This is a genomic window from Streptomyces sp. CRN 30 (genome assembly GCF_034105845.1).
Genome location: NZ_JAVRHI010000210.1, coordinates 11,725 through 24,579, shown reverse-complemented (window position 1 = coordinate 24,579; position 12,855 = coordinate 11,725). Strand labels below are relative to the sequence as shown.

Annotated in this window: 11 protein-coding genes; 1 reads left to right on the top strand and 10 read right to left on the bottom strand. The window is 73.5% G+C overall.

What is annotated here, in order from left to right; genetic code table 11:
* Positions 1–49: 49 nt before the first annotated feature.
* The 6 genes from era to UW392_RS22450 all read right to left on the bottom strand — a co-directional run bounded on the left by era (position 50) and on the right by UW392_RS22450 (position 5,744).
* Positions 50–1,015, bottom strand: coding sequence for a GTPase Era (era, locus tag UW392_RS22475; protein ID WP_320776877.1), 966 nt, complete (start codon positions 1,013–1,015; stop codon positions 50–52).
* Positions 1,016–1,109: 94 nt separating this feature from the next.
* Entirely contained in the window at positions 1,110–1,463 is a 354-nt protein-coding gene (locus UW392_RS22470; RefSeq protein ID WP_320776876.1) for a cytidine deaminase, read from the bottom strand.
* Positions 1,464–1,527: 64 nt separating this feature from the next.
* Positions 1,528–2,832 (bottom strand): hemolysin family protein, encoded by a 1,305-nt coding sequence (locus UW392_RS22465; protein WP_320776875.1) that lies wholly within the window; start codon positions 2,830–2,832, stop codon positions 1,528–1,530.
* Positions 2,829–3,326: an rRNA maturation RNase YbeY gene (ybeY, locus tag UW392_RS22460; protein WP_320776874.1), complete on the bottom strand. Its 498-nt coding sequence runs from the start codon at positions 3,324–3,326 to the stop codon at positions 2,829–2,831. The genes UW392_RS22465 and ybeY overlap by 4 nt, the downstream gene beginning before the upstream one ends.
* Before the next feature lie 12 nt (positions 3,327–3,338).
* Entirely contained in the window at positions 3,339–4,418 is a 1,080-nt protein-coding gene (locus UW392_RS22455) for a PhoH family protein (protein ID WP_320776873.1), read from the bottom strand.
* A gap of 180 nt (positions 4,419–4,598) precedes the next feature.
* The gene (locus UW392_RS22450; protein ID WP_320776872.1) at positions 4,599–5,744 is read right to left on the bottom strand and encodes a carbohydrate kinase family protein; all 1,146 of its coding nucleotides are present in this window, start codon (positions 5,742–5,744) and stop codon (positions 4,599–4,601) included.
* 279 nt (positions 5,745–6,023) lie between these two features.
* On the opposite strand from UW392_RS22450, the gene UW392_RS22445 reads away from it, so the two are divergent.
* Positions 6,024–7,277: an MFS transporter gene (locus tag UW392_RS22445; protein ID WP_320776871.1), complete on the top strand. Its 1,254-nt coding sequence runs from the start codon at positions 6,024–6,026 to the stop codon at positions 7,275–7,277.
* Positions 7,278–7,305: 28 nt separating this feature from the next.
* On the opposite strand, the gene UW392_RS22440 is transcribed toward UW392_RS22445, so the two are convergent.
* Genes UW392_RS22440 through UW392_RS22425 form a run of 4 tightly spaced genes read right to left on the bottom strand, consistent with a single transcriptional unit; the run spans position 7,306 to position 12,844 of the window.
* Positions 7,306–8,301, bottom strand: coding sequence for an adenosine deaminase (locus UW392_RS22440; RefSeq protein WP_320776870.1), 996 nt, complete (start codon positions 8,299–8,301; stop codon positions 7,306–7,308).
* A 20-nt stretch (positions 8,302–8,321) separates the two neighbouring features.
* Positions 8,322–9,227 (bottom strand): ribonuclease Z, encoded by a 906-nt coding sequence (locus UW392_RS22435; RefSeq protein ID WP_320776869.1) that lies wholly within the window; start codon positions 9,225–9,227, stop codon positions 8,322–8,324.
* A gap of 6 nt (positions 9,228–9,233) precedes the next feature.
* Positions 9,234–9,587, bottom strand: a complete 354-nt coding sequence (locus UW392_RS22430) for a histidine triad nucleotide-binding protein (protein WP_320776868.1) — start codon at positions 9,585–9,587, stop codon at positions 9,234–9,236.
* 56 nt (positions 9,588–9,643) lie between these two features.
* Positions 9,644–12,844, bottom strand: a complete 3,201-nt coding sequence (locus UW392_RS22425; protein ID WP_320776867.1) for a S41 family peptidase — start codon at positions 12,842–12,844, stop codon at positions 9,644–9,646.
* Positions 12,845–12,855: the final 11 nt, after the last annotated feature.

Genomic DNA, 12,855 nt, shown 5'->3' with positions numbered 1-12,855 from the left:
GGCGACCCGCCCGCTCGGGGAAGCCGGGACGACGCCCGCGCTCAGGGTCTCAGAACCCGAGCCGCCGCAGCTGCTTCGGGTCGCGCTGCCAGTCCTTGGCGACCTTGACGTGCAGGTCCAGGAAGACCGGGGTGCCGAGGAGCGCCTCGATCTGCGCGCGGGACTTGATGCCGACGTCCTTCAGGCGCTTGCCCTTGGGGCCGATGATGATGCCCTTCTGGCTGGGGCGCTCGATGAACACGTTGGCGTGGATGTCGAGCAGCGGCCGGTCGGCGGGCCGGTCCTCGCGCGGGAGCATCTCCTCGACGACGACGGCGATGGAGTGCGGCAGCTCGTCGCGTACGCCCTCCAGCGCGGCCTCGCGGATCAGCTCGGCGACCATGACCTGCTCGGGCTCGTCGGTCAGGTCGCCCTCGGGGTAGAGCGCGGGCCCCTCGGGCATCAGCGGGATCAGCAGGTCGGCCAACAGGTCGACCTGCTGGTTCGCGGTCGCCGAGACGGGGATGATCTCCGCCCAGGTGATGCCCAGCTCCTTGCCGAGCTGGTCGACGGCGATCAGCTGCTCGGCGAGGGTCTTGGAGTCCACCAGGTCGGTCTTGGTGATGATCGCGACCTTCGGGGTCCGCTTGATCCCGGCCAGCTCCTTGGCGATGAACCGGTCGCCGGGGCCGAGCTTCTCGTTGGCCGGCAGACAGAAGCCGATCGCGTCGACCTCGGCCCAGGTGGCGCGGACCACGTCGTTGAGCCGCTCGCCGAGGAGAGTGCGCGGTTTGTGCAGGCCCGGGGTGTCGACCAGGATCAGCTGGGCCTCGGGCCGGTGCACGATGCCGCGCACGGTGTGCCGGGTCGTCTGCGGACGGTTGGAGGTGATCGCCACCTTCTTCCCGACCAGAGCGTTCGTGAGGGTGGACTTGCCCGCGTTGGGGCGGCCCACGAAGCAGGCGAAGCCCGCCCGGTGGACGGCCTCGGTCCCGGAGGTGTCCGACGGCTCGGATGACTGACTGCGAACGCTCATGGCGCCCATTGTCCCTGATCCAGAAGACCCCGCCGCACCAGCCGTCCGGAGCCCGCCGGCCGGCCCGCGGCACCGGGCCGCCCGAGCCGTCCGGTCAGCCCGCGGTGACCGTCGTGCGGAGCGCGCCGTCGGGGCCGGCCACCAGTACCGGCGTCCCGGCGCCGCCGAGGTCCCGTACGGCCGCCCGGTCCTCGTCCGAGGCGGTCTCCGCGGCGGTGACGACGGCCGCCGCCTCCAGGGAGGTCGCGCCGGACGCCACCGCCATCGCCACCGCCGTACGCAGCGCGCTGAGCTTGAGGGAGTCCAGGTCGACGGTGCCGGCGACGTACGTACGGCCGGTCTCGTCGCGCACGGCGGCCCCCTCGGGCACCTGGTTGCGGGCCCGCGCGGAACGGGCCAGGGTGACGATCTTGCGGTCTTCGGCGGTGAGCGCGCTGCTGTCGGTCATGATCCGAGCATACGGAGCACGGCCGGAAGGCCGGGAGCGGGCTCGGGGGCGGCCGGGCCCCGGGTCACCGCGGCTCCTCGGCCTTCTGGCCGGCCGTCGCGGGCACCGGCTCCGACAGGACGGTGACGATCTTGTTGCGGCGCCCGGCGGCGGCCTCCGCGGTCAGCCGCAGGGAGCGGCCGTCGGGGAGTTCCACGGTCGCGGAGGCACCGGCGATCGGGACCCGGCCGAGGGCCTTGGCGAGGAGGCCGCCGACGGTCTCCACGTCCTCGTCGTCGAACTCCTCCAGGCCGTACAGCTCGCCGAGGTCGCCGGTGCCGAGGCGGGCGGTGACCCGGAAGCGGTCCTCGCCGAGGTCCTGGACGGGCGGCAGCTCGCGGTCGTACTCGTCGGTGATCTCGCCGACGATCTCCTCCAGGATGTCCTCGATGGTGACGATGCCGGCCGTGCCGCCGTACTCGTCGATGACGACGGCGACGTGGTTGCGGTCCTTCTGCATGTCGCGCAGCAGGTCGTCGGCGTTCTTGGTGTCGGGCACGAAGTACGCCGGGCGCATCGCGGTGGAGACCAGCTCGCTCTCGGCGTCGCGGCTGATGTGCGTCTTGCGGGCGAGGTCCTTGAGGTACACGACGCCGACGATGTCGTCCTCGCTGTCCCCGGTGACGGGGATGCGGGAGAACCCGGAGCGCAGGGCGAGGGTCAGGGCCTGGCGGATGGTCTTGTACCGCTCGATGACCACGAGGTCGGTGCGCGGCACCATGACCTCCCGGACGAGGGTGTCGCCCAGCTCGAAGACGGAGTGCACCATGCGGCGCTCCTCGGCCTCGATCAGCGACTCCTTCTCGGCGAGGTCGACCAGCGCGCGCAGCTCCGCCTCGGAGGCGAACGGGCCCCGGCGGAAGCCCTTGCCGGGGGTGAGCGCGTTGCCGATGAGGATCAGCAGGGACGGGATCGGGCCCATGATCCTGGCCAGCGGCACCAGGACGTACGCCGCGACGGTCGCCGTGTTCAGCGGGTGCTGGCGGCCGATGGTGCGCGGGGAGACCCCGACGGCGACGTAGCTGACGAGCACCATGACGGCGATGGCGATGAGCAGCGCCTCGGTGGTGTCGGTGAACTCGTTGAGGCAGCCGTAGGTGACGAGCGCGGCGGCGGCCATCTCGCAGGCGACGCGGACCAGCAGCGCCACGTTGAGGTAGCGGGTGGGGTCGGCGGCGACCTTGGCGAGCTTGGCGCTGCCGCGCCGCCCGGAGCGGACGGCCTCCTCGGCGCGGAAGCTGGAGACGCGGGCGAGTCCGGCCTCCGCGCAGGCGGCGAGCCAGGCGACGACGACCAGAGCGACGGCGCCGGCGACGAGGGGGAGGCTCATGAGACGGTCGGGGCCGGGGAGGGGCCGGTCAGGCCCTTCTCCGCGCGCCACCCGTCCACGATGGCCGCCTGGAGGCCGAACATCTCGGCCTTCTCGTCCGGCTCCTCGTGGTCGTAGCCGAGCAGGTGCAGCACGCCGTGGACGGTGAGCAGTTGCAGCTCCTCGTCCATGGTGTGCTGCGTCTCGGCGTCCTTGCCCTGCTTCTCGGCGACCTCGGGGCAGAGCACGATGTCGCCGAGCAGGCCCTGCGGCGGCTCGTCGTCGTCCTTGGACGGCGGGCGCAGCTCGTCCATCGGGAAGGACATGACGTCCGTGGGTCCCGGCAGGTCCATCCACTGGATGTGCAGCTGCTCCATGGCGTCGGCGTCCACGACGATCACCGAGAGCTCGGAGAGGGGGTGGATGCGCATCCGCGCGAGCGCGTAGCGGGCGATGTCGAGGATCGCCTGCTCGTCGACCTCGGTTCCGGACTCGTTGTTGACGTCGATGGACATGGTCGTGCTGGTCTACTTCCCCTTGGACCGCGTGGTGCCGGACGGCTTGCCGTGGGACTTGTGCCCGCCGTTCTCGGTTCCGTGCGTGCTGTCGTACTTCTCGTAGGCGTCGACGATACGGCCCACCAGCTTGTGGCGGACGACGTCCTGGGACGACAGGCGGGCGAAGTGGACGTCGTCGACGCCGTCCAGGATGGACTGGACCTGGCGCAGACCGGACTGGGTGCCGCCCGGCAGGTCGACCTGGGTCACGTCACCCGTGATCACGATCTTCGAGTCGAAGCCGAGGCGGGTGAGGAACATCTTCATCTGCTCGGGGCTGGTGTTCTGGGCCTCGTCCAGGATGATGAAGGCGTCGTTGAGCGTACGGCCGCGCATGTAGGCCAGCGGCGCGACCTCGATCGTCCCCGCCGCCATCAGGCGCGGGATCGAGTCGGGGTCGAGCATGTCGTGCAGCGCGTCGTACAGCGGGCGCAGATAGGGGTCGATCTTCTCGTAGAGGGTGCCGGGGAGGAAGCCCAGGCGCTCGCCGGCCTCAACCGCGGGGCGGGTCAGGATGATGCGGGTGACCTGCTTGGACTGCAGGGCTTGCACCGCCTTGGCCATCGCCAGGTAGGTCTTGCCGGTGCCCGCGGGGCCGATGCCGAAGACGATGGTGTGCTTGTCGATGGCGTCGACGTACCGCTTCTGGTTGAGCGTCTTGGGGCGGATGGTGCGGCCGCGCGAGGACAGGATGTTCTGCGTGAGCACCTCGGCCGGGGTCTCCTGGCCGTCGCTCTCCCCGTTCACGCTCGCCTTGAGCATGGCGATCGAGCGTTCCACTGCGTCCTCCGTCATCGGCTGCCCCGTGCGGAGCACCAGCATCATCTGATCGAACACGCGCTGGACCAGGGCGACGTCCGCAGGGTCGCCGGTCGCGTTGATCTCATTGCCCCGGACATGGATGTCGGCCGCCGGGAAGGCCTTCTCGATCACGCGGAGGAGGGAGTCTCCGGACCCCAGGACGGTCACCATGGGGTGCTGGGCGGGGACGGTGAACCGTGCTCTCGCCTGCTCCTGCGCGGGAGTGTGAGCTGTGGGTGTCTGAGTCATGGGCCGGCGCTTAAGGCCTGCGGTTCCTCCTCGTCACGGCCGCACGGCTGGAGCGGCCTCGCACTTTCCAGGGTACGACGGGGATCTGACAACGCCGTAGGGCTTTTCGCGCAGCGTCCGGGACACGCTCGCGGGGACGGCCCGGCGGTTCGCTCACGGGGGTCCGGCCCGGCGGTCCGCTCACAGCGGCCGGCGGAAGCCGATCGTCGGGACCGCGCGGCGCAGCGGCCAGGGGCGGGCCGGGTGTCCGGGCCCGGGGCCGGGGCCGTCGGGGACGAGGCCGGCGAGGAAGGCGTACCGGGTGAGGGCCGCCGGGTCCTGGTCGTCGACCGAGCGGACCTCCCGCCACCAGGCGGCCACCTCGGACCAGCCGGGCGCGGAGAGCGAGCCGCCGAACTCCTGGACGGAGAGGGCGGCGGTCAGCCCGGCGAAGGCGAGGCGGTCGGCGAGCGGCCACCCGGCGAGGGTGCCGGTGACGAATCCGGCGACGAAGACGTCCCCGGCGCCGGTGGGGTCGAGGGCCTCCACGGCGATGGCGGGGACCTCGGCGGTCTCGCCGGTGCGCCGGTCGACGGCGTAGGCGCCGTCCGCGCCGAGGGTGACGACGGCGAGCGGGACGTGTTCGGTGAGGGCGTGGGCGGCGGCGCGCGGGCAGTCGGTGCCCGTGTAGCGCATCGCCTCCTCGGCGTTGGGCAGGAACGCCTCGCAGTGCGCGAGGTCGGGCAGGGCCGCGAGGTCCCAGGCTCCGGTGTCGTCCCAGCCGACGTCGGCGAAGATCCGGGTGCCGTCCGCGGCGGCGCGGGCGATCCACGGGGCGCGCAGCCCCGGGGTGAGGGAGGCGACGGCGGCGCGGGCGCGGGGCGGGCGGCCGGGGACGGTCCGGTCCTCGGGCGGTGCCTCGTGGCCGTGGGAGATCATCGTGCGCTCGCCCTCGTAGGCGAGGGAGACCGTCACCGGGGAGTGCCAGCCGGAGACGGTCCGGGAGGGGGACAGGTCGATGCCCTCGCCCTGTTCGAGGGCGTCCCAGCAGTAGTCGCCGTAGTGGTCGTCGCCGAACGCGGCGGCCAGGGAGGTGCGCAGGCCGAGGCGGGCGAGGGCGGTGGCCATGTTGGCGACGCCGCCGGGGCTCGAACCCATGCCGCGGGCCCAGGACTCGGTGCCGCGCACGGGGGCGGAGTCGAGGCCGGTGAAGACGATGTCGAGGAAGACCGTGCCGGTGAGGTAAACGTCCACGGGCGGGTCGCCGGGAGTGCGCAGGGCGGCCAGCGGGTCGGCGCCCGGGTGGCGGTGGTGTTCCTCTCCGAAGTGCGCGGTGGACGCGGTCACGGTGTGTGCTCCCTGGCCTGGTGCGGATGCAGGCCAGTGTGCACCACGGCACCGGCGGAACGTCCACTGTCGGGCGTTGCGGGGGCTGGACAGAACGGCCTCTGTTACCCGGTACTACAAATGCCAAACCGTTAAGTGATCCAGATCATACTTTTCGGCTTCGTTCGCGCGCCCTCGCGCTTGATACAAATTGCCCGCGCTCCCGTCGATCGACGGCCGTCGCTTCTCTCTTTTTGACAGCCTTTTGACCGCTTCCTTTCGCATGCCCTGGGAACGCCCGTGTTCGCCCGCACCACTCCATGGCCCCTGGTCGCCCTCTTCACGGCCGGGTACCTCGCCCCGTACCTGCTTCCCACCACCGTCGGCCGGCTCGGCTCCGGTCTCGGCCTGACCGCCACCCAGGCCGGCGCGGTCGGCAGCGCCCTGCTGCTCAGCTCCGCGACCGCCGGATTCCTGCTCGCCTCCCGCGTGGAGCGCGCGGGGGCCCGCGCCCTGGCCCGGACCGGCCTCGCGCTGGCCGCCGTCGGCTACGGCACCGCCGCGCTCACCGACTTCCTCCCCGCCGTCGTCGCCGGCGTCGTCCTCGGCGGGTTCGGCTCGGGCACCGCCACCACCGTCGCCGCGTCGCGGATCGCGGCCGAGAAGGACCCGCACCGCGCGTCCACCCTGGGCCTGCTCACCGTCTCCGCGCTGGCCGCGGCGGTGTATCTCGCCGTACCCCACCTCGGTCCCGGCCACGGCACCCCGCTCGCCGCGATCGCGCTGACCGCGCTCGCCGTGTGGCCGGCCACCGGCCGGCTGCCCGGCGCCACCCGGCACACGGCCGCCGGACCGGACACCTCCCCGCTCCCCCACCGCCGGTCCGGCCTCGTGCTCGCCGGGGCCATGGTGCTCTGGGCCCTCGCGCAGAACTCGCTGTGGGGCGTCACCAGCCGCATCGGACTCGGCCAGGCGGGGCTCGGCGAGGCCGCGCTCGGCGTGGTGCTGGCCGCGGCGCTGGGCGCCGGACTGATCGGCGTGGTCACGGCCGGCGCGCTCGGCTCCCGGCTCGGCCGTGCGGTACCGGTCGGCGCGGGCACCGTCCTGATCGCCGGGTGCATCGTGCTGACCGCGTCCGCGACCGGACCGGTCACCTTCACCGCCGGGGAGATCGCCTGGAACACCCTCTACCCGGTGGTGCTCTCCTATCTGATCGGCCTCGCCGCCTCCCTCGACCCGCGCGGCCGGTGGGCGGTGCTCGCCGGGTCGGCGGCCTCGCTCGGCACGGCGGCCGGGCCCCTGACCGGCAGCGTGCTCTCCGCGCGGGCCGGGTTCACGGGCATGGGCCTGGTCCTCGGCGCCGGGCTGCTGCTGATCGCCGTACCGCTGACCGCCGTCGCCCTGCGCGCCGGCGGACGCCGGCCGCTGCCCGGCGCGGTGCCCGAGGCGGTCGCGGGCGAACAGCCGGTCGTGGAGATCGAGGTGGAGGTCCCGGCCGTCACCGACCAGGACGCCTACGACACGGCCGGCCCGCTGCCCGGCTCCGCGGCCTGAGCGGCCTCACCGGCGTCTCACCGGCGTCTCACCGGGGGAAGGCGTACGACTCGACCTCGGCGAGGTACGCGGCCCGCAGTTCCTCGTCGTCCTCCAGGAAGGCGGCGAGGAAGGAGTTGCGGGCCAGTTCGCGCAGCCGGTCCTCGGTCAGACCGAGGGTGTCGCGGACGGCGTCGAAGTTGTCGCCCGCGTAACCGCCGAAGTAGGCAGGGTCGTCGGAGTTGACCGTGCACATCAGCCCGGCGTCGAGCAGCGCGGGCAGCGGGTGGTCGGCGAGGGTGTCGACCGTGCGCAGCCGGACGTTGGACAGCGGGCACAGGGTGAGCGGAACGCGCTCCCGGACCAGCCGCTTCACCAGCTCGGGGTCCTCGGCGCAGCGCAGCCCGTGGTCGATCCGCTCGACGCCGAGCAGGTCCAGCGCCTCGGTGATGTACGCGGGCGGACCCTCCTCGCCCGCGTGCGCGACCCGGCGCAGCCCGAGCGCGGCGGCGGCCTCGTACACCTCGCGGAACTTCGCCGGCGGGTGCCCGACCTCGGCGGAGTCCAGGCCGATCCCGGTGATCCGGTCCAGGTGGGGCCGCGCGGCGGTCAGCGTCGCCAGGGCCGACTCGGCGGGCTGGTCGCGCAGGAAGCACATGATCAGCCGGGTGGAGACGCCGTGGCTCTCCCGGCTGCGGGACAGCGCCCGCCACAGCCCGTCCACGACCGTGGCCAGCGGGACGCCGCGGGCGGTGTGCGCCTGCGGGTCGAAGAAGATCTCGGCGTGCCGCACCCCCTGCGCTGCGGCGCGGGCGAGGTAGGCGTCGGCGAGGGCCTCGAAGTCCCGCTCGGTGCGCAGGACGGCCATCAGCTCGTAGTACAGGTTCAGGAACGACTGGAGGTCGGTGAACCGGTACGCCTCGCGCAGGGCGTCGGTGTCGGCGTACGGCAGCGCGACGCCGTTGCGGGCGGCCAGCTCGAAGGCCAGCTCGGGCTCCAGGGTGCCTTCGATGTGCAGGTGCAGTTCAGCTTTGGGCAGGGGCATCAGAGAATGGTACGGGGACTTTACCGACGTTTCGGAACCGGCACCCGGAGCAGGTCGCGCGCCACGGTCAGCTCCCCCTCGAACCCGGCGGCCCTGGCCTGCCGTTCGAACTCCTCCGGGTCGGAGTAACGCTGGCTGAAGTGGGTCAGGACCAGGTGACGGACGCCCGCGTCGCGGGCCACGCGGGCCGCCTGCCCGGCGGTGAGGTGGCCGTGCTCGACGGCGAGGCCCTCGTCCTCGTCGAGGAAGGTCGACTCGATGACCAGCAGGTCGCAGCCGTCGGCGAGCGCATGCACCCCGTCGCACAGGCCGGTGTCCATGACGAACGCGAACCGCTGGCCGCGGCGGACCTCGCTGACGTCGTCCAGCGTGACGCCGCCGAGCGACCCCTCCCGCTGGAGCCGGCCCACGTCCGGGCCTTTGACGCCGTGCGCCGCGAGCCGGTCGGGCAGCATGCGGCGGCCGTCGGGTTCGGTCAGCCGGTAGCCGAAGGACTCCACGGGGTGGGCGAGCCGGCGCGCCTGAAGGGTGTACGCGGCGGTGCGCGCCAGGACGCCGTCCTCGGCCACCGGCGCCTCGGTGACGCCGACGGTCTCGCGGTAGGCGGTGGCGTACCGCAGCCGGTCGAAGAAGCGCTGCCCGGAGCGGGGGTAGTGGGCGGTGACCTCGTGCGGGACCTTGTCGAGGTTGATCCGCTGGATCACCCCCGGCAGGCCGAGGCAGTGGTCGCCGTGGAAGTGCGTGACGCAGATCCGGTTCAGGTCGTGGGCAGCCGCCCCGGCGCGCACCATCTGGCGCTGGGTGCCCTCACCGGGGTCGAAGAGGATGCCCTCGCCGTCCCAGCGCAGCAGATAGCCGTTGTGGTTGCGGTGCCGGGTGGGGACCTGGCTGGCGGTGCCGAGGACGACGAGTTCGCGTACGGACACGGTGGCTCAGCCGGGGGGCCACTGGAGGCCGCGGCCGCCGAGGACGTGCGCGTGCGCGTGCCAGACGGTCTGGCCGGCGCCGGCGCCCGTGTTGAAGACGGTGCGGTAGCTGTCGAGCTTCTCGTCGTCGGCGACGGCCTGGGTCTCGCGGAGCACGTCCGCGGCCAGCTCCGGGGCGCCCGCGGCGAGGGCGGCGGCGTCCTTGTAGTGAGCCTTGGGGATGACGAGGACGTGGGTGGGGGCCTGGGGGTTTATGTCGCGGAACGCGAGGGTCGTCTCCGTTTCGCGGACGAGCGTAGCCGGGATGCCGCCGGCGACGATCTTGCAGAAGAGGCAGTCCTCTTGGGGTTCCCCTGGCATGTGCGGTCCCTTCGGGTTCGTCCGTCACGGCATCGTATCGTCGCCGGTCGGGGGGCTCAGGTGGGCAGAGTGGGCGGGGTCTTCGCGGGAGCCGTCTCCAGCGCCTCGACGGCGATGCGTACCGCCTCCTCCAGTTGGGGGTCCCGGCCCGCCGCGTGGTCCTGCGGTCGCTGTACGACCTCGACGTCCGGGTCGACGCCGTGGTTCTCCACGTCCCAGCCGTAACCCTCCAGCCAGAAGGCGTACTTCGGCTGGGTGACCAGCGTGCCGTCGACCAGGCGGTAGCGGGAGTCGATGCCGATGACGCCGCCCCAGGTGCGGGTGCCGACGACGGGGCCCAGGTTCAGGGCCTTGATCGCGGCGTTGACGATGTCGCCGTCGGAGCCGGAGAACTCGTTGGCGACGGCGACGACCGGGCCGCGCGGGGCGTCCTGCGGGTAGCTGTAGGGCCGCATGCCGCGCGGCACCGCCCAGCCGACGATGCGGCGGGCCAGCTTCTCCACCACCAGCTGCGAGGTGTGGCCGCCGCGGTTCTCGCGGACGTCGACGACCAGGCCCTCGCGGGCCACCTCGACGGCGAGGTCGCGGTGGATCTGCGCCCAGCCGGGGGCCTGCATGTCGGGGACGTGGAGGTAGCCGAGCCGGCCGCCGGACAGTTCGTGGACGCGGGCCCGCCGGTCGGCGACCCAGGCGTGGTAGCGCAGGGGCTCCTCGTCGGCGACGGGGACGACCACGGCGTGCCGCGGGTCGCCGCCGCCGGACGGCGAGACGGTCAGCTCGACCGGTTTGCCGGCGGTGCCGACCAGCAGCGGGCCGGGTCCGGTGACCGGGTCGACGGGCCGGCCGCCGACGGCGACGATCGCGTCCCCGGCGCGCACGGCGACGCCGGGCGCGGCCAGCGGGGAGCGGGCGTCGGGGTCGGAGGTCTCCGAGGGCAGGACGCGGTCGACACGCCAGGTGCCGTCCTCGTGCCGGGAGAGGTCCGCGCCGAGCAGGCCCTGCCGGGCGCCGTGGCCGTGGCCGCCGCGCGGGACGACGTAGGCGTGCGAGGTGCCCAGCTCGCCCTGGACCTCCCAGAGGAGGTCGACGAGGTCGTCGTGGGTGGCGAGGCGGTCGAGGACGGGGCGGTAGCGGTCGAGGACGCCGTCCCAGTCGACGCCGCTCATGTCGGGCCGCCAGAAGTGGTCGCGCATGACGCGGCCGGTCTCCTCGTACATCTGCCGCCACTCGGCCGCCGGGTCGACGGTCTGCAGGACGCGGGAGAGGTCGACGGTGATGTTGGTGTCGCTGTCGTCGTCGTTCGAGGCGCGGCGGTCGCTGGGTACGACCTTCAGCCGGCCGTCGGTCCACAGCAGGACCCGCTTGCCGTCGCCGGTGACGGAGAAGCGGTCGGCGTCCGTCGCGAGGTGCTCGACGCGCTGCTGGGCGAGGTCGTAGCGCTCCAGGTCGCTCGTCGGGTCCGGGGCCTCGGGGGTGGCGCGGGAGGCGCCGAGGACGCCGGTGACCGGGTGCCGCAGCCACAGCACGCCGTCCTTGGCGGCGCGCAGCCCGGAGTAGCGGGCGGCCTCGACGGGGAAGGGCACGATCCGGTCGGCGAGCCCTTCGAGGTCGACGCGGGTGGCGGGGGTGCCCTCGCTGTCGGGGGTCTCCTCCTTCTCGGAGGTGTCGAAGGGGCGGCCGTGGCGCTGCGGGCCGAACGGCGACGGGGTCGTCGCGGCCAGCGTGATCAGGTACGGCCGGGTGCCCTCGACGAAGCCGAGGTCGAAGACGTGCTCGTCGTAGACCGGGTCGAAGGAGCGGGTGGAGAGGAACGCCAGGTGCTTGCCGTCGAGGGTGAAGGCGGGGGCGTAGTCCTGGAAGCGCAGCGGGGTCGCCTCAGTGACCGTGAGGTCGGTGGTGTTGGCGAGCTTCAGCTGGGAGAGGGGGCGGGGGCCGGGGTGGGACCAGGCCAGCCAGGCGGAGTCGGGTGAGAAGACGAGGCCGGAGACGTCGCCGTCGCCGCTGCGGTCGACCTCGCGGACCTCGCCGGTCTCCCGCTCGACGAGCAGGACGCGTCCGTCGTGGGAGGCGACGGCGGCGCGGCTGCCGTCGGGGGCCATGGCGAGGCCCAGGACCCGGCCGAGCTGCCCGGCGGCCAGGCGGCGCGGGGTGGCGCCGGGCAGGGCGCCGGTGGCGGGCGCGAACTCCAGGGCGTCCTCGCCCTCGGCGTCCGTCACCCATACGACGAACTGCTCCCCGTCGGCGCGGAAGGCGCGCGGCAGCCGGGCGCGGACGCCGGGGGTCGCGGCGAGCGCGCGGGCGGGCCCGGAGCGGTGGGTGACCCAGTGGACGCCGCCGCGCACGGCCACGGCGCTGCCCCGGCCGGTGTGGTCGGGCGAGGCGGAGCCGAACCAGCGCGCGGTGTTGACCGGGTAGGTCTGGAGGTCGGCGCGGGCCCCGCCGAGCCGGATGTCGAGGCGGCGGGGTTCGGCGCCGTCCAGGTCGTCCAGGGTCCACAGCTCACCGGCGGCGGAGTAGACGACGCGGGCGCCGTCGCCGGCCGCGTGCCGGGCGTAGAAACCGCCGAGAGGGGTGTGGCGGCGCAGGTCGGAGCCGTCGGCGAGGGAGGAGTACAGGGCGCCGGTGCCCTCGTGGTCACAGAGGAAGGCGAGCCGGTCCCCCACCCAGAGCGGGTACTCGATGTTGCCGTCGAGGTCGTCGTGGACGCGGACGAAGTCGCCCTCGCCGTCGCGGTCGATCCACAGCTTGCCCGCCGTGCCGCCCCGGTACCGCTTCCACCAGGCGGCCTCGCGGCCCATCGGCGCGGAGAGCAGCACGGTGGCCGGGCCGAGCGCGACGTCGCCGACGGGGCCGTAGGGCAGGATCTCGGCGGGGCCGCCGTCCAGCGGGACGGCGCGGGCCCAGCTGCGGCGCAGGGAGGCCTGGCCGTAGGCGCTGATGACGAGCACACGGCCGTCCGGCAGCCAGCCGCGGACCTGGGTGCGGTGGTTGCCCCAGTGGGTCAGGCGCCGGGCCGGGCCGCCGTCCACGGGCGCGACGTGCACCTCGGGGGCGCCGTCCCGGGTGGAGGTCCAGGCGACCGTCGTGCCGTCGGGCGAGATGCGCGGCTGGGTCACAGGGGTGTTGTCGGCACTGACCCGCCAGGCGCGTCCCCCGTCGAGGGGCGCGACCCACACGTCGTCCTCGGCGGTGAAGGCGGTCAACTCGCCGCGCGGGTGGGGAAACCGGAGGTAGGCAGCAGCCGATGACTGAGTCACCCCCTCACCCT